At 50.7% G+C, this 15,630-nt stretch carries 13 protein-coding genes; 9 read left to right on the forward strand and 4 right to left on the reverse strand.

Features of this window, described 5'->3' with window-relative positions; genetic code table 11:
• Nucleotides 1-94 precede the first annotated feature (94 nt).
• Together BC440_RS00625 and BC440_RS00630 are read left to right on the forward strand one after the other, a co-directional pair.
• Nucleotides 95-2,515: a TonB-dependent receptor gene (locus BC440_RS00625; RefSeq protein WP_175484448.1), complete on the forward strand. Its 2,421-nt coding sequence runs from the start codon at nucleotides 95-97 to the stop codon at nucleotides 2,513-2,515.
• Between the two features lie 11 nt (nucleotides 2,516-2,526).
• Nucleotides 2,527-3,882 (forward strand): PepSY-associated TM helix domain-containing protein, encoded by a 1,356-nt coding sequence (locus BC440_RS00630; RefSeq protein WP_175484449.1) that lies wholly within the window; start codon nucleotides 2,527-2,529, stop codon nucleotides 3,880-3,882.
• Here the strand turns inward: BC440_RS00630 and BC440_RS00635 are convergent.
• Nucleotides 3,867-4,643 (reverse strand): thermonuclease family protein, encoded by a 777-nt coding sequence (locus BC440_RS00635; RefSeq protein ID WP_071239368.1) that lies wholly within the window; start codon nucleotides 4,641-4,643, stop codon nucleotides 3,867-3,869. The two genes, BC440_RS00630 and BC440_RS00635, sit on opposite strands and share 16 nt — an antisense overlap.
• Nucleotides 4,644-4,812: 169 nt before the next feature.
• On the opposite strand from BC440_RS00635, the gene BC440_RS00640 reads away from it, so the two are divergent.
• The 3 genes from BC440_RS00640 (at nucleotide 4,813) to BC440_RS00650 (ending at nucleotide 7,855) form a co-directional block, all read left to right on the forward strand.
• Nucleotides 4,813-6,270, forward strand: a complete 1,458-nt coding sequence (locus tag BC440_RS00640; protein ID WP_247643508.1) for a TrkH family potassium uptake protein — start codon at nucleotides 4,813-4,815, stop codon at nucleotides 6,268-6,270.
• A gap of 81 nt (nucleotides 6,271-6,351) precedes the next feature.
• The gene (locus tag BC440_RS00645; RefSeq protein ID WP_223304961.1) at nucleotides 6,352-6,555 is read left to right on the forward strand and encodes a DUF3012 domain-containing protein; all 204 of its coding nucleotides are present in this window, start codon (nucleotides 6,352-6,354) and stop codon (nucleotides 6,553-6,555) included.
• A 292-nt stretch (nucleotides 6,556-6,847) separates the two neighbouring features.
• The gene (locus BC440_RS00650) at nucleotides 6,848-7,855 is read left to right on the forward strand and encodes an aspartate-semialdehyde dehydrogenase (protein WP_071239371.1); all 1,008 of its coding nucleotides are present in this window, start codon (nucleotides 6,848-6,850) and stop codon (nucleotides 7,853-7,855) included.
• 71 nt (nucleotides 7,856-7,926) lie between these two features.
• Here the strand turns inward: BC440_RS00650 and BC440_RS00655 are convergent, their stop codons facing one another.
• Together BC440_RS00655 and purU are read right to left on the reverse strand one after the other, a co-directional pair.
• Nucleotides 7,927-9,363, reverse strand: coding sequence for a sensor domain-containing diguanylate cyclase (locus BC440_RS00655; protein WP_063093234.1), 1,437 nt, complete (start codon nucleotides 9,361-9,363; stop codon nucleotides 7,927-7,929).
• A gap of 230 nt (nucleotides 9,364-9,593) precedes the next feature.
• Nucleotides 9,594-10,460, reverse strand: a complete 867-nt coding sequence (gene purU / locus BC440_RS00660; protein WP_071239386.1) for a formyltetrahydrofolate deformylase — start codon at nucleotides 10,458-10,460, stop codon at nucleotides 9,594-9,596.
• 346 nt (nucleotides 10,461-10,806) lie between these two features.
• Here purU and BC440_RS00665 point away from each other — a divergent pair, with 346 nt between their 5' ends.
• The 4 genes from BC440_RS00665 (at nucleotide 10,807) to BC440_RS00680 (ending at nucleotide 13,987) form a co-directional block, all read left to right on the forward strand.
• Nucleotides 10,807-12,255, forward strand: coding sequence for a TrkH family potassium uptake protein (locus BC440_RS00665; protein WP_083379278.1), 1,449 nt, complete (start codon nucleotides 10,807-10,809; stop codon nucleotides 12,253-12,255).
• 186 nt (nucleotides 12,256-12,441) lie between these two features.
• On the forward strand, nucleotides 12,442-13,047 hold the full coding sequence (locus BC440_RS00670) for a TetR/AcrR family transcriptional regulator (RefSeq protein ID WP_210766343.1): 606 nt from the start codon (nucleotides 12,442-12,444) through the stop codon (nucleotides 13,045-13,047).
• A gap of 15 nt (nucleotides 13,048-13,062) precedes the next feature.
• The gene (locus BC440_RS00675) at nucleotides 13,063-13,350 is read left to right on the forward strand and encodes a hypothetical protein (RefSeq protein WP_071239372.1); all 288 of its coding nucleotides are present in this window, start codon (nucleotides 13,063-13,065) and stop codon (nucleotides 13,348-13,350) included.
• Between the two features lie 31 nt (nucleotides 13,351-13,381).
• Nucleotides 13,382-13,987: a DNA-3-methyladenine glycosylase I gene (locus BC440_RS00680; RefSeq protein WP_071239373.1), complete on the forward strand. Its 606-nt coding sequence runs from the start codon at nucleotides 13,382-13,384 to the stop codon at nucleotides 13,985-13,987.
• A gap of 180 nt (nucleotides 13,988-14,167) precedes the next feature.
• On the opposite strand, the gene BC440_RS00685 is transcribed toward BC440_RS00680, so the two are convergent.
• Complete coding sequence (locus BC440_RS00685) at nucleotides 14,168-15,628, reverse strand: HAMP domain-containing sensor histidine kinase (RefSeq protein ID WP_071239374.1); 1,461 nt, start codon at nucleotides 15,626-15,628, stop codon at nucleotides 14,168-14,170.
• Nucleotides 15,629-15,630: the final 2 nt, after the last annotated feature.

Here is a 15,630-nt window from a genome sequence, read left to right on the forward strand (position 1 = left end):
GACTAGGGGATTTGTCCGCTGGTCGCGTCTTTATATACATATTGCCAATGCGAACTATTTGCATTTTATGTGTTTAAAGACCAGGGGAACCGAAGTGGCTAGCTTGAAAAAGATGAAAATGGGTAGGCAGTTGATGTTGGGGATATCTCTGCTTGCCCTTAATTGTTCTTTCATGGAGGTGGCGATCGCGCAAGACGCGAATCAAGAATCCGAAAGCCGAACTTCATTCCAATTTGATATTCCGGCCCAGTCGTTGCCAAAGGCATTGACGGTTTTCTCGGAAATCACCGGCATTCAAATCCTGTACACGGAGCAGTATGTTTACAGCCAAAGTGTGAGCGCGCTGCGCGGTGAATATACGGCTGATGGCGCATTGCATGCACTGTTAAAGGGCAGTGGTGTTGATTTCAGCTATACATCGTCAAACTCGATCACATTAAAACGTCAGGTGACCGCAACTGAAGCGGGCGATCTGACTTTGGATACCATTGAAGTTATCGGAACACGGCAATCCCGTTATGACAGCCGCTATGCCGAGACTGGTACGATGATACCCAAAGATATTGTTGATATTCCCCGAACTATTGAGGTGATTCCCGAACAATTGCTGCTTGATCAACACGCTCAGGAGCTTGAAGAAGTTTACCGGCTTTCACCCAATGTGGTGAATATGGATGGCTATGGCGGGAGCCGTGAGGATTTTCTGATCAGGGGATTCCGTCGCCGTGACGACATCTACCGTAATGGTGTTCGACTGAAAACCAATGGGCGTCTCAATCCGTCCACGATCGAGAGTGTGCAGATCGTTAAAGGGCCAGTAGCAGAAATTGGTCAAATGACTCCTGGCGGTTTGGTCAATGTCATCACAAAAAAGCCTGAATATAATCAGCAGGCTTACGCAGTTGCGAACTTTAATGAACATGGCCAAAAACAGATCCAGGCGGACATTACCGGGCCATTCGGACTAAATGATACGCTTGCATATCGTATTACAACTTCTGCAGAAGACAGTGAAAATTTCCGGGATGCGGATATTGAACGTCAATTCTTGAACAGTTCGCTGTCATGGATGACAGATGGTGGATCTGTGCTCGACTTTAGCTATGAATATACGCATGACGAACGTCCGGTGGATCGTGGTTTGGTAACTGTTCCTGGAACGGGAAGCAAACGGCAGATCGCTGATGTGTCTTTGGATACTCGATTTGATCAGACCAACCTCAACAATCGTGATGCGACCACTCATATCTGGGAACTTGATAGTTCCGTACCGGTTTTTGATGACGATTGGTATTTGGAAGGCAAATTGTTCTATGCCTACGAGCAGGTTGATGAGCTGCGGAATGAGGTCGTTGGTATATCTAGTACCGGCGTCCTTACACGCCGCGTTCAGGGTAATGATGATAGAGAACTCAGTACTGTATTTGGGCGGATGCAGCTTCGGGGTGAGGCAGAGATCGGGCGTCCTGTAAATTTGGTCTCTGGTGTGGAAATCCGTCACCAATATGAAACCTGGACCAATTTTACAGGTGCCAATCAAACCGGTGGAACGGTTTCAAACCCGTCATCTTTTACTCTTGTTGACAACACGTCTTCAAATCCGCTTTCGCGCCAATACTCAGAGGTCGAGCAAATTTCTTATGGTCCCTATGCGCAAGGGGACATTCATATGACGGATGATGTGACGCTTACACTTGGTGCGCGTTACGAGATCTTTGATAATGAGCAAAGCCAAGAGAACAAGCTTACCGGATCTCTGTCCGGAGCAGATCCCAAGCGTGATGGGAAACTGACGAAATCGGCAGGGCTTCTCTGGAAACCTGTTGATTCACTGTCGCTGTATGCATCCTATGCGGAAACGTTCCAGTCACAGAATATTTATTCGGGGGATGCAGGTACAATTGCTGTGTTTGCCCCGGAAGAAGGACGGCAGTACGAAGTTGGTGCGAAATGGTCGGGATGGAATGACCGGTTGCTGATAACGGGTGCGTTGTTTGATATCAAACAAGAGAACGTCGTGGAGACCGTTAATGGCACCCCCGAACTGACAGGTGGCATTAGGTCTCGCGGATTTGAAAGCTCTGTGACTGCATCACCAGTCAAAGGATTGAACCTTCGCGGTAGCATAGGTTTCCTTGGTGCAGAAATTCTCAGCGAAAATAGCACCAATGGTAACCGTCCGTCGAATACACCCGATATGACCGCGAACCTATGGGTGAGCTACGAGTTTCAAGATGCTGCAAGTAGCCTGAAGGGACTTGGTCTTGGCGGTGGTCTGTCTTATGTCGGAGATAGATATGGGGATAACAACCACACGTTTGACCTGGAAGACTACACGATTTTTGATGTCGGAGTTTGGTATTATCTGCCGCTTAGAAATGAGTCGCGTGTTCGTTTTGACCTCGGTGTTAAAAACATTACGGACGAGGAATACTATGTTGCGTCGGGTGGGACATATCGTGTCAGTGTAGGAAATCCTCGCACTGTCTTCGGAAGCGTCAGAGTCGAATTCTGATGATTCGATGGATGAAGTTGCCAGTCAAATCCATCGGGTTTGACTGGCATAGCTGGATCGGTGTGTATCTTGGTCTGATGCTGTTCTCGATCTGCTGGAGTGGTGCATTTGCCTCTCTGTCATCGGAAATTGACTGGCTGCTGATGCCAGAAATCCGGGTGAACACACGTGACGGAGATTTCGATTTCGCATCGGCTTTTAATGCCGTTGAAAACGCTTATCCTGATGTCAGAATTGGTGTTGCGGAGGCACCTGCTGATCGGTTCTCTGCGGCAAAATTCGCTGTTGTGACGCTTGATGGTGCACGTCAGTTTGTCTACGTGAATCCCATGACGTTGCAGATTACCGGAAGTCAGTCGATTTTTACGGTCCAAAGGTTCTTTCGTGAGTTTCATGAAGCATTTTTCGGGCTTTACGGTGTGGGTAAACTTCTTGTTTGTCTGTTTTCCATCCCGCTATTTCTGTCCATGATTTCAGCGTTTGTTTTTTATAAGCGTTGGTGGAAGCGTTTCTTTCAACTGCGTATTGGTAAAACAAACGTTAGCTTATGGAGCAGTTTGCATAAGCTTGCCGGTTTATGGAGTCTCTGGTTTGTTTTCCTGATGACACTTACCGGTGGATGGTACCTTTTTGAAGAAGTGCGCTACAAGTTTGGCGACGAGAAATTCACGCTGGTTGATGCCTATCCATTAGCTGTCAAACAGTTGCCCGATGTCGACAGTGCAGGGCGGGCTCGTATGCCGGTGACCGATTTGATTAACATAGCAAAGTCTGCGCGTCCCGACCTTGAAATCACAACGATCGAACCCGATCGCGAGGGATATTTTTATCTTATCGGACAAAGCGATAGTTTCCTGGTGCGTGACAGAGCGAACAAATTGTTCATCAATCCGTACACGGGGACGGTTGTTTTCAGCCAACAGGCTGAAGACCTCAGTGCCTATTGGCGTTGGTCGGATACGGCAGATACTCTTCATTTCGGGACATTCGCTGGCTTGGCCAGCAAAATTGCCTGGTGTGTATTCGGTCTGGTAATGGCTGGACTGTCACTGTCGGGCGCATGGCTTTATGTGCAGAAACAAAAAAACAAAACACAAGCTCGATGGCGAAAGGCTTCTTTTGCCGCATGCGTTGCTCTGATTGTTCCTGTATCGGTATTGCCGATTATTTGGATTTATTTGCACCGTGTCGGTGGCAAGGTCGATGGGCAGTATCAGATGGTTGATCTGCCAGACGCTGTTGCGGCTTTTATTGTCGGCTGGGCAATTGTTACCCTGATCATTGAATTGATTTGGATAATTGGCGTCTTCTCGTTAGAGCGCGGAACTGGTCAAGAAACCCGGCGGGGTGGTCAGGGAATGTCGTAAGAATAGCCGTCGTTACGGGCTTGTTCATCGCTACACAGAAATTTTGCCTTATCCGTGACGAGCTCCTCATAGCGGGGGTCCAGGATGCTGACATAGTGCCCATTGGCCACTGTGGCGAAAAGACAGCGTCCGCTTTCACCATCAAGTCGTTTGCCTGATCGCCATTCGGATGGCGGGATCATATCGCCGCCCTGAATGCCGATCCCGGCATTATCGGCTTCTTTCGAAAGACCGTCATATCGGTGGGAATATCCTTCGATCGGAAAGGCTTCGCCGTCACTGACCATCGCTGCGGCCACATCGCGTTCGCCAATGCCGCATTCGACAATCGGGAAATCGTCACCTTTGCCGGAATGTTGCTGATCACCGGGCCAGCAGCGCACGGTGAAGGGGGCCATGGCGAAATATTTGCGAAGCTGCATGGCCGATGACATGCCGCAATCCCAAAAACTACCGTTATGCAGGCATTGCTGTCCAAGTTCCGGTGCATCGATCCCGGCAATATCGGCGACGACGCCATCAATCATGATTGTATCACCGTCAATTGCCAGAACATCGCGTCCTTCTGCCTCCAGCGCCATTTGATCGCTTTTTTGCTTGTCATCCCCGGCCGCTTGAACCGGTTTGTCCTGCAAATAGACGGCAAGTGAAAAAGCAACAGGAATGGCAAGCAGGATAATCAGGCGGAAAAAGCGGTTCAAAGTGACCTCGATGGTTTGGTGATTGGACAGAGGCGATGCAATCGAGATATAGAATGGCATGAATGGCTTTGATAAGGACAGCCGAAAACAACGGCAAAATAATGACCCGCAATATCGGGAAATTTGCGGCTCTGATTCCTTCTGTGATGGTGCATCTGCGATAACAGGATGCAATCGCTGTCATTTGGCTGTAAAAGCGGATTTCCCGAGTTAGGCACGGACACTGTTCTTGTTTCGACTGCAACCCATCTTTTTCGTCGTAGGTATCATGGTCATCATCATCGGTGTGTCGATGATGATTCCGGCTGCGGTCGATTTGTATTACGGTAACCCGGACTGGAAAATTTTCGCGCAGGCGTCGATGACCAGTATCGGGCTTGGTGGTATGGCTTGTCTTGCCTGCCGGTCTGAAATGGGCCCGCGTGTGACAGCCCGGCAGGGATATGTCCTGACAGTGTTTTCATGGGTCGCGATCAGTCTGACCGGGGCATTGCCCCTTTGGTTTTCATCTCTTGATATCAGTTTCTGCGATGCGGTCTTCGAGACTGTTTCGGGGCTGACGACAACCGGATCGACAATTTTGTCCGGGCTGGATGATATGCCGCCCGGGTTGTTGCTTTGGCGGTCGATTCTGCAGTGGCTGGGCGGCATCGGGATTATTGTGACAGCACTTGCGTTGCTGCCGATGATGCGGGTTGGCGGCATGCAACTTTTCCAGATGGAAAGCTCGGATCGTTCAGAAAAGCTGAGCCCCCGTATTCGCGATATGTGCCTGCAAATCGTGATGATTTATGTCGGCCTTAGCGTCGTCTGCATGATGCTGTACCGGTTTTTTGGCATGACCTGGTTTGATGCGATCAATCATGGCATGTCGACTTTGGCGACTGGCGGTTATTCAACATCCGATCTCTCATTTGCCAAATTCGATTCCAGTTTGGCGCTGCACTGGGTCGGCATCATTTTCATGTTTGCTGGTGCCCTGCCTTTTACGGCCTATGCCGTTCTGATTCGCAAACGCGATATCAGCGCGATAATAAGTAATCAGCAAATAAGGCTTTTCCTGCTTGTCATTGCCGTTTTCACCGGGCTTTTGACACTGAGGCTGATGCATATTTCTGATGACGGCTTTTTCAGGTCGCTGACCATGGCTGCGTTTAACCTTGTTTCGGTGATCACGACAACCGGTTACGCGTCGGGCGACTATCTGCAATGGGGACCAGCGGCGATCATGCTGTTCTTCTTTGCGACATTTATCGGCGGGTGTTCCGGCTCTACGGCCGGCGGATTCAAGATGTTCCGGCTTTATGTCGTGTTCACCGGACTTAAAGCCCATTTCATGCGGCTTCGCAGTCCTTCGGCAGTAATAGTAAGCCGGATCGATAAACATGAAATCACTTCTGACATCTATAATGCGGTAACGGTCTACGTCTTCCTGCTAACGATCAGCTATATCGCGATCAGTGTCGCATTGGCTTTTACCGGGCTTGATCTGGTGACCTCGATGAGTGCGGCGGCGACGTCACTTGCCAACGTTGGTCCGGGCCTTGGCCCGATTGTTGGCCCGGCAGGGAACTTCCAGTCATTGCCTGATGCGGCAAAATGGATTCTTGATATCGCGATGGTGCTTGGGCGGCTGGAATTTGAAACATTTCTTGTGCTTCTGATGCCAGCCTTCTGGCGGGACTGATTTCGGTCATTTATGACGAATGCCCGCAGTATTGCCGTGGTTTTGCCCGATACGGGCAGTCGTTTTCATCGGAACAAATCAATGAAGGACACGCAAATGGCAAAATGGAACATTCCCGGTCGTAAACTCGTTCTTGGCTTGTCGGTTTTGATGGTGGCCGGGGCGCTCGGTGCCTGTTCGCCAGACGTTGGCAGCAAGGAGTGGTGCGAGGAAATGAAAGCAAAGCCAAAAGGCGACTGGACGGCCAACGAGGCAACAGATTTCGCCAAGCATTGCGTTTTCTGATCTTCGATTCCCTGTTGCAATGGGGGGCTTCGGCCCGACATCCTCTAATGATGCCCTTTGGCTGCCGCATGTCGGGAAAAAGGCCAAAGGGCAGAATTTTGCGTAAAACCCGAATAAAAATGAATGGAACAACTCGTTTAGAGTGGCGTTTGAGTTCCAAGATTGCCGCGTATGCGTGTGATGCAGCAAGCTGCATTTGCCAACGCACGAGAAATCCCTATAATGCGCGGCCCGCGAGCAATCGCGTAAGTCGAGAATGACAACAATTTTTATACGAGGTTAGACAATTATTATGAGTGCCGAAAATCTCCATGTCGGTGTGATCGGCGCAACCGGTGCGGTTGGCGTCGAGCTGATCAATGTTATGTTTGATCGCAACTTCCCTGTGGGTGAACTCACCCTGTTCGCATCCGAGCGTTCTGCAGGCAAGACCGTGGAGACTAAGTACGGTACTAAGACCATCGCACTGTTTTCGGTTGAAGAAGCCAAGCAGTGTGACATTGTCTTCCTTGCAGTTTCCGGTGATTTCGCCAAGGAATTCGCCCCGCAGATTGCCGAGGGCGCGCTGGTGATCGACAACTCTTCGGCGTTCCGTCTGAATGACGATGTGCCGTTGATCGTGCCGGAAATCAATGGTGATCTTGCCAAGACTGCCATGCTTATTGCCAATCCGAACTGCACCACTGCGATTGCAGCCGTGGCTCTTTGGCCGCTGCACAAGGCATTTGGTCTGAAAAAGGTGTTTGTATCCACCTATCAGGCGGCGTCTGGTGCGGGGCAGCCGGGCATGAACGAACTGCGTGAAGGTTTGGCCGCAGGTCTTGAAGGCAAGCCGGTTCCGGCCGAGGTGTTTGCTCATCCGCTGGCTTTCAACGTTATCCCGCATATCGATAGCTTCCAGGAAAATGGCTATACCCGCGAAGAGATGAAGGTTACCTGGGAAACCCGCAAAATCTTTGGTACGCCGAACCTGCCAGTATCGTGCACGGCTGTGCGTATTCCGACCGAGCGTACCCATTCGGAGTCCATCGTGATCGAAACCGAAAAGGTTGTGACCCCGGCGGCCGCACGTGAGGCACTGGCGAATGCCAAGGGCGTTAAACTGGTCGATGATCCGGCAAACAATGTCTATCCGATGCCGATCAACGCGACCAAGCAGTATGACGTCGAAGTCGGTCGTATCCGGTCAAACCTGATCTTTGGTGATCATGGTCTGGAACTGTTCGTTGCCGGTGACCAGTTGCTTAAAGGTGCCGCGTTGAACGCAGTCCAGATCGCTGAAGCCTATATCGCGGATTAAGCGATATAACGGATGCTAAATGAAAACGGCCCCGATTTCGGGGGCCGTTTTTGTTTGTGAAATCACCGTATTCAGGCAACAGAGATGTGATCCCGTCCGGTATTTTTGGCGGTATAAAGCGCATTATCAACACGTGTGATTAGCGTTTCAAACTCCTCGCCATCACGATATTCCGTGATGCCGGCGCTGACTGTGACCAGAATGTTATCCCGCCCGAAACGTATCGGATGTTCGCGAATGGCATCAGCAATTTCGCGTGCCTTGGTCATGGCTTCCTGCCGGTTGAGTCCGGGCAGAAGAAGAACGAATTCATCACCACCCCAACGGCATAGCGTATCTGATTCCCGCGAATGATGGCGAATGGTGGTGGCAACTTCCTTAAGCGTTGCATCGCCTCCCGGATGGCCGAAGGTATCGTTGACCTCTTTGAATTCATCAAGATCAATACAGACGATGCCAAGCGGTTCTGCCCGGCGTTTGCAGGATTTGGCCACACCTTCAAATACCAGATCAAAAACCTGTCGATTGCACGCACCGGTCAGCTTATCGCGCGATGCCAGTTCTTCCAGGCGGTTCTGATAATTGCGGATCGTCAGATATGCGGCAATGCCGACAATTGCCGTGATCAGAAGAGATATGGCGATATTGATCAGGAAGGTGGTTTCAATCTGCTGGTCACCGATATGTTCCTTTTGTTCAACCAGCAATAGCCAGCCGAATTCGGGAACAAGGCGACTGTTGACGAAATAGGTTTCACCATGGTCCTCGTAGGTGATCGAAGAGCCCGGAGACGTCAGAATCTGCGTCGCATGAATACGAATGCCATCGCGATCATGCAATGTTTCGGACGTGCCAAAGCCACTGCCGTGCAGGGTGATGCGGCCTTCCTGATCAACAAAGTAAATCGTCCGGCCATACCGTTTCTGATAGGTTTCTATCAGGCGGGTCACAGAGTTGACGGATAGGCCAACACCGGTAATGCCGATGACATTGCCATCATAATCGCGCACCTGATAATTGACGAAAACGGCCAGGCGCGACCGGTCTGCGGTATCGTGATCAACATTGATTTCATAAGGTTTTTGATTGTCGCGGGCCTGAAAATACCAGAAATCAGCCGGATCATCTCTGGATACCTGCTTGATCATGCCGGTCGGGTGATAATAGTTCCGGGTTTTATCCGAGATGAAATAAGCAGTGACCGTGTCATAGCGCATCTGGATTTCGCTAAGATAGCGAATGATTTGTTCGGGATCATTTTCCCCGCCAAGCGTCCAGTCGCGGACAAAGGTATCCTGCGCCATCAGTGACGAAATAAAGATCGGTTGCAACAGGTCGCGCTGGATTTCCGAATAGATGTTGTCACTGGTGAGTGGCAGGGTGCTCTCGGAAATCTGCTGTTCCAGCGATTGTCGCGCGACATAGAAGCTGACAAAACTCGTGGTCAGAAATCCGACAACGAGCAAAATGCATAAGACGACGGCGAAATAGATTTTCTTTCCCGGCACGGAAAGCCCCCAAGGTAGTTTCAGGGCAACGATATTCGTTGCAAGTTATTGTTATTTTAGGAATTTTATTTTTCCCAAGTATAATTTATTCGATAATTTTCATGTTTTCTATCGGCCATTTCGCCGAGTTAACGAATTACTTTCATAGGTAGTAAATTATATCAAAAAAATAAACCGCCAGTCATTAAAGCTGGCGGTTTGATGGGAGATTGTGGTTTCACGTCTGTGTTTTATCGACGGAAGACGACGGTCTTGCTGCCATTGCGGAAAACACGATGTTCGCAATGCATCTGAATCGCGCGCGAGAAGACGACGGATTCAATATCGCGCCCGATTTCAACCATGTCTTCGGCCGTCATCGTATGATCGACATGTTCGATGGCCTGATGGATGATCGGTCCTTCATCAAGGTCGGCTGTGACATAGTGCGCAGTTGCCCCGATCAGTTTCACGCCCCGCGAATGCGCCTGATGATAAGGTTTGGCACCCTTGAAGCTGGGCAGGAAGGAGTGATGAATATTGATGCAGCGACCTTCAAGTTCGCGGCACAGATCGGTTGAAAGAACCTGCATATAGCGCGCCAAACCAACCAGATCGGCATCGTGTTCGTCGACGATATCAAGCAGTTTGGCTTCCTGGGTTGCTTTGGTTTCTTTGGTCACCGGGAGGTGATAGTAAGGAATTCCGTACCATTCGACGATTCCACGCATGTCTTCGTGGTTTGAAACAATGGCCGGGATTTCGATATGCACATTGTTTGAGGCAACCCGGTGCAGCAGATCGTTCAGGCAGTGGCCAAACTTTGACACCATCAGCAACACTTTTGGCTTCCGATGGAAATCGTGAAGTTCCCACTGCATCGTGAATTTTTCTGCGATGGTGGCGAATTTATCGGCAAATTCGACCTTTGTGCGTAGGGCACGACCGGCATCGAACTTCACGCGCATGAAAAAGCGATTGCTCTGCGGGTCGCCGAATTGCTCCAGCTTGTTGACGAACGCGCCTTCTTCGGCAAGGAAGCTGGTGACACCGGCGACGATCCCGAACGTATCCGGGCAGGTGATCGTCAGGATGAAGGTTTTGGCGAGTTCGGACATTTCCGCTTTGTCTTTCGGTTTATGAATTTTGACCTGCATGCGATATACCGGCGTTGGCAGGCCGTGCCAACCCGGAATTGGCGTTAAACAAGCTCTGCCAACGCTGATAGACCTAATACGCATAGCTCTATGATTGAAGGCATGAAATTACGATCAAGCAAGGAGCCATACGTTTAAAAGCTGGACATTGGCAGGGCATGTGCGAAGAATTCCGCTTCGTTTGCCGGAAGATGATGCAAACGAACCGGTTTTTCGGTTATGCAGTGCAGCTTGTCGGGATAATCGCGAAGACATGTCATGCCCGGTTCAATGGGAACGGGCGTAAAACATGGTACGGGGCTTTTCATTGATCGATTTTCGTCCAATCCTTTTCATTATCGGCATTTTGCTGTGCACCCTGTCGATCGGGATGTTCATCCCTGCCTTGGTTGATATGTATTACGGGCAACGGGATTGGTTGGTGTTTTCAGCCGCGTCGGCCGTATCGCTGTTCATCGGCGGTGCGCTAGTGATGATGAACCGGACCGAGAATCTCAAAATCACATCGCGACAGGCTTTTATCCTGACCACAACAAGCTGGCTTGTTCTGACTGCCGTATCCGCATTGCCGTTTGCGTTTTCCGACCTTGATATGAGCTACACGGACGCGTTCTTTGAAGCGATGTCGGGGATTTCGACGACCGGTTCGACCGTGATCGTCGGACTTGATACTGCCCCACCGGGCATTTTGCTATGGCGCGCACTTTTGCAGTGGCTTGGTGGGATCGGGATCATTGTGATGGCAATTGCCGTCATGCCGATGCTGCGTGTTGGCGGTATGCAGCTTTTCCGGATGGAAAACTCTGACAAGTCTGATAAGGCTTTTCCGCGTGCAACCCAGATCGCCATTGGTATCGCCAGTTTGTATCTGGGCTTTACCATAATTTGGGCGTTTCTTTTGTGGTGGGCGGGTATGCCCGGATTTGATGCGATTGCCCATGCGATGACGACGATTGCGACCGGTGGCTTTTCGACCAAGGACGCATCGGTCGGGCATTTTGATAATGCCGCAGTTGATGTGATCATCACATTGGGTATGGCAACGGGCGCATTGCCCTTTATCCTTTATCTTCAAATGCTGCGTGGCAGGACCTTGGCGCTTTTTATGGATGGTCAGGTTCGCTGGTTCGTTGCGATTGCCAGTTCGATCATTCTGGGTCTGACCATCTGGCATTCGCAAACAAACGATGTCGCCTTCCTGAATGCGCTTCGATACACGTCGTTTAACATCATTTCCGTGATGACGGGGACTGGCTACGCCACAACCGATTATGGCCTTTGGGGGCCATTTGCCGTTACGGTATTCTTTTTTGTGATGTTTATCGGCGGCTGTGCCGGCTCAACGACCTGCGGGGTCAAGATATTCCGCCTGCAGGTGCTTTACGAAATAGCCAAGGTTCAGCTTTCTCATATGCTGCGGCCTCATGGTGTTTTCATCGCTTATTATAACCGGAAACCGCTTTCCGAAGACGTTACGGAATCGGTGCTCAGCTTTTTCTTTCTGTTCGTCTTCTGCTTTGTGGTTCTGGCGGCGGCTCTTGGCGCAATGGGTCTTGATTTCATTACGGCGGTTTCAAGTGCCGGTACAGCGATTGCCAATGTCGGTCCCGGACTTGGTCCGATTGTCGGTCCGTCCGGTAACTTCGCAACCCTGCCAGACGGGGCAAAGTGGTTGATGTCGATCGGTATGCTGATTGGCCGGTTGGAGGTCTTCACCGTTCTGGTGCTGCTGTTCCCGGCTTTCTGGCGCGACTGATTTTACTCTTCCAGCCTGCCATGATACCCCGCCTTTGTGCGGGGTTTTCTTTTTCTTTCTAAGTTGATTGTCACCGAAACCCGTTGCGATTTGATTGATTGACAGATTAGGTCATTTGTCCTAAATCTCAAATAGGGCAATTGTCCTAGTCGGGTTTCAAGCACCCATCATTCAGGTTGAACAGACATGATCGTGGAACAGGGCACTCGCGAACGGATTGTCAAAGCTGCGGATCAGCTGTTTTATCAACAGGGGTTCGAGCCGACCTCCTTTGCAGATATCGCAGCCGAGGTCGGCATATCGCGTGGCAATTTCTATTATCACTTCAAAACCAAGGACGAGATTCTTGATGCCGTGATCAATCGGCGTCTGACCAATACCGAACAGATGCTTGATCACTGGGAAGCCACCGGAGAAGACCCGGTCGCCCGCATTCGCAGTTTCATTCATATTCTGATCGTCAACGGGGAAAAAATCCGACGCTACGGATGCCCGGTCGGAACACTTTCTGCCGAACTGGCAAAGCTCAATCATGCTGCGCAAAGTGACGCGGCGGGACTTTTTACCCTTTTCCGCGTCTGGCTAGGTCGGCAGTTCACACGACTTGGCTTTGCCGAACGATCAGACGGTATGGCGATGCATTTGCTTGCGCGCAGTCAGGGTGTGGCGGCGCTTGCCAATGCGTTTGGTGATGAAAAATTCGTCCAGTACGAAGTCGATCAGATGTGTGACTGGCTGGATGGACAGATGCGGTCGCTTCGTACCCGGAACAACAATGCAGCAACCAAATGATCAGGGATAATAACGATGTTCACCATTTTATTGACGTTTTCGGAGAATCGAGCGAAGGCATCGCAGTTTATGGAGGGCCATAAACGATGGATCAGCCAGGGGTTTGATGAGGGCGTGTTTCTGGTGGTCGGCAATCTCCAACCCCGTCGGGGAGGGGGAATTCTTGCGCACAATACGACCATGGAAGAGTTAACGGAACGTCTGAATGCCGACCCGTTTGTTATCGAAAAAATCGTCGAGGCCGAAATCATTGAAATCACCCCGGCCAGAATGGATGAACGTTTGGAATTCCTGAAGGCGTGATATCTCCGGGAATAAGAAAAGAGGGGGCAGTATGGGAACCACAACGATCAGTGCAGACGGCAAAACACGCTGTAAATGGTGTGATGCAGCACCAGAATTTGATGTCTATCACGATACGGAATGGGGCTTTCCTGTTGGTGATGATCGCCGGTTATTTGAAAAGATCTGTCTGGAAGGTTTTCAGTCCGGCCTGAGTTGGCGCACCATTCTGGCCAAACGCGAGAATTTCCGCACCGTATTCCATAACTTCGATTTTGATCTTGTTGCTGAGTTTACAGGTCGTGATGTTGAGCGGCTGCTTCGGGATGCGGGCATTATTCGCCACCGTGGCAAGATCGAAGCCGTCATCAACAATGCCAAACGTGCGCGCGAAATGGTGGCACTAGAAGGATCGCTTGCCGCTTACTTCTGGCGGTTCGAGCCAAGGGAGGATTCTGTTGCAAAGCCGCAGACTGCATCCATGTCTGAAATTTCGGTCGCACTTTCAAAGGATCTGAAAAAACGGGGTTGGAAGTTTGTTGGCCCAACGACCGTCTATGCCTTTATGCAGGCAATGGGCTTGATTAACGATCACGCAGAAGGATGCTTTATGCGACCGGTAATCAATGCTGCGCGCCGGGAATTTGAACGGCCGTGATTTTAGAGAAGGTGGCGATGCCAGACCTAGGGTCAGGAGCGGATCGGGGATCGGGATATTGGTCCAGCATCGCCTTGACCCAACAATGCCAAATGAAATTCATTTGGTGAAATCGAATGTAAATTTAAATTCGATAGAAAAAATCTATTATTATGGATTCTTTAGCGGAAGTCGACAACTTCACACTATGACCCGGAGCTGCACGCAAAACGTGGCGCCATCCGGTCCTGTTGCGCTCAGGCGAAGGTCCCCTTCATGGGCCAGAATCAGTTCCCTTGCGATGGCAAGGCCAAGACCGGTTCCGCCTTTCCTGCCGGTTCCGGCGAACGGGACAAACAGATTTTTGATTGCCTTTTCAGGTAAGCCGGGCCCGTTATCCATGATCAGGATTTCAGCAAACGCGTCCTCTTTATTCTGATCATTTGCGGGTGCCAGTTTGACGGTCACCTCCGTTGCCCCGGCATCTAACGGATTGCGGATCAGGTTGCTGAAGGCACGAAAAAGCTGATCATAATCGGCTTCAATCATCAGTTCCGGCGGCAACTCGATATGAATTTTGGCCTTGCAGGGTTCCTTGGCCGTATCGAGGCTTTCCGGCGCCAGAAGACTTTCACCACCATTCTGCAACAGCACCTGATCGCGCACTTCCTCGATCAATTCGATCAGGGTAAATCGTGCGATATCAAGTGTTGGTGGTGCTTCACGGGCAAAAGACAGCGTTTGTTCGCTGATATAAACCGCACGCTCCATCGATGATAACAGGCGGGGGACGACGGCACGGACTTCCTGATCCTCGCTTTGGGCGAGCTTCTCGGTCATCAGCATTGAGGTTGCCAATGCATTGCGCAGGTCGTGGCTGATTTTTGTTGCCGCGGTTCCAAGAGCCGCAAGACGACGACGTTGGTTTAACATTGCCTGCAAATCGTGCTGCATATTGGCCAGTTCGTGCCGGGCGATGCCAATTTCATCGTCACGATCATCTGGCACGATGACTGATCCCTGATCCTGCGGATTTTCGCGAAAACGGATCATGTCGCTGGTTAATGTTCGCATCGGCCGGACCAGAAGCCGGTTCAACGCAAAATAAACCAGCCCGGCGGTAAAGAAAGAGATCACCAGCGATAGTCCCATCACCCGCCAGCCGAAATTGCGCATGTCTTCTGCCAGACCGTGTTCATGAACCAGTATTTCGATTTCGAAGTCCGGTGCCATGGATGGCATGCCAACCACACGCAGCATGCGATCATGCGGCTGGGTCAGGGTCGAAAGACCTTCATACAATGCCATCAGGATGGAAAAGGTCGTCAGATCGACGTCATGATCGACCTTTGCGGGCATATCATCGCGCTGAAGCAGCAATTTGCGATCATCACGGCGTAAAATAACCGCTTCTATCCCGGCATTGGACAACAGTTCCTTTTCCAGATCATCGGGAATCATCTGATCGGGTGTGGCTTCCAGTGCCAGTGCCGCCAGGTAACCGGAATCAAGGTGCGCCTTAAGCCAGTCGACCCGATAGCGGGCAACAGACGGTGCAAAGACGAAAATTTCGGCAAGCATCACAAACCCCACAGTCAGCACGAGCAAACGTGCCGACAGCGATTTGGCCCATGGGGGCAGTTTGAGATGCGGGCGTTCCATGA

The sequence above is a fragment of the Thalassospira sp. MIT1004 genome, assembly GCF_001858545.1.
Taxonomy (GTDB): Bacteria; Pseudomonadota; Alphaproteobacteria; order Rhodospirillales; family Thalassospiraceae; genus Thalassospira; species Thalassospira xiamenensis.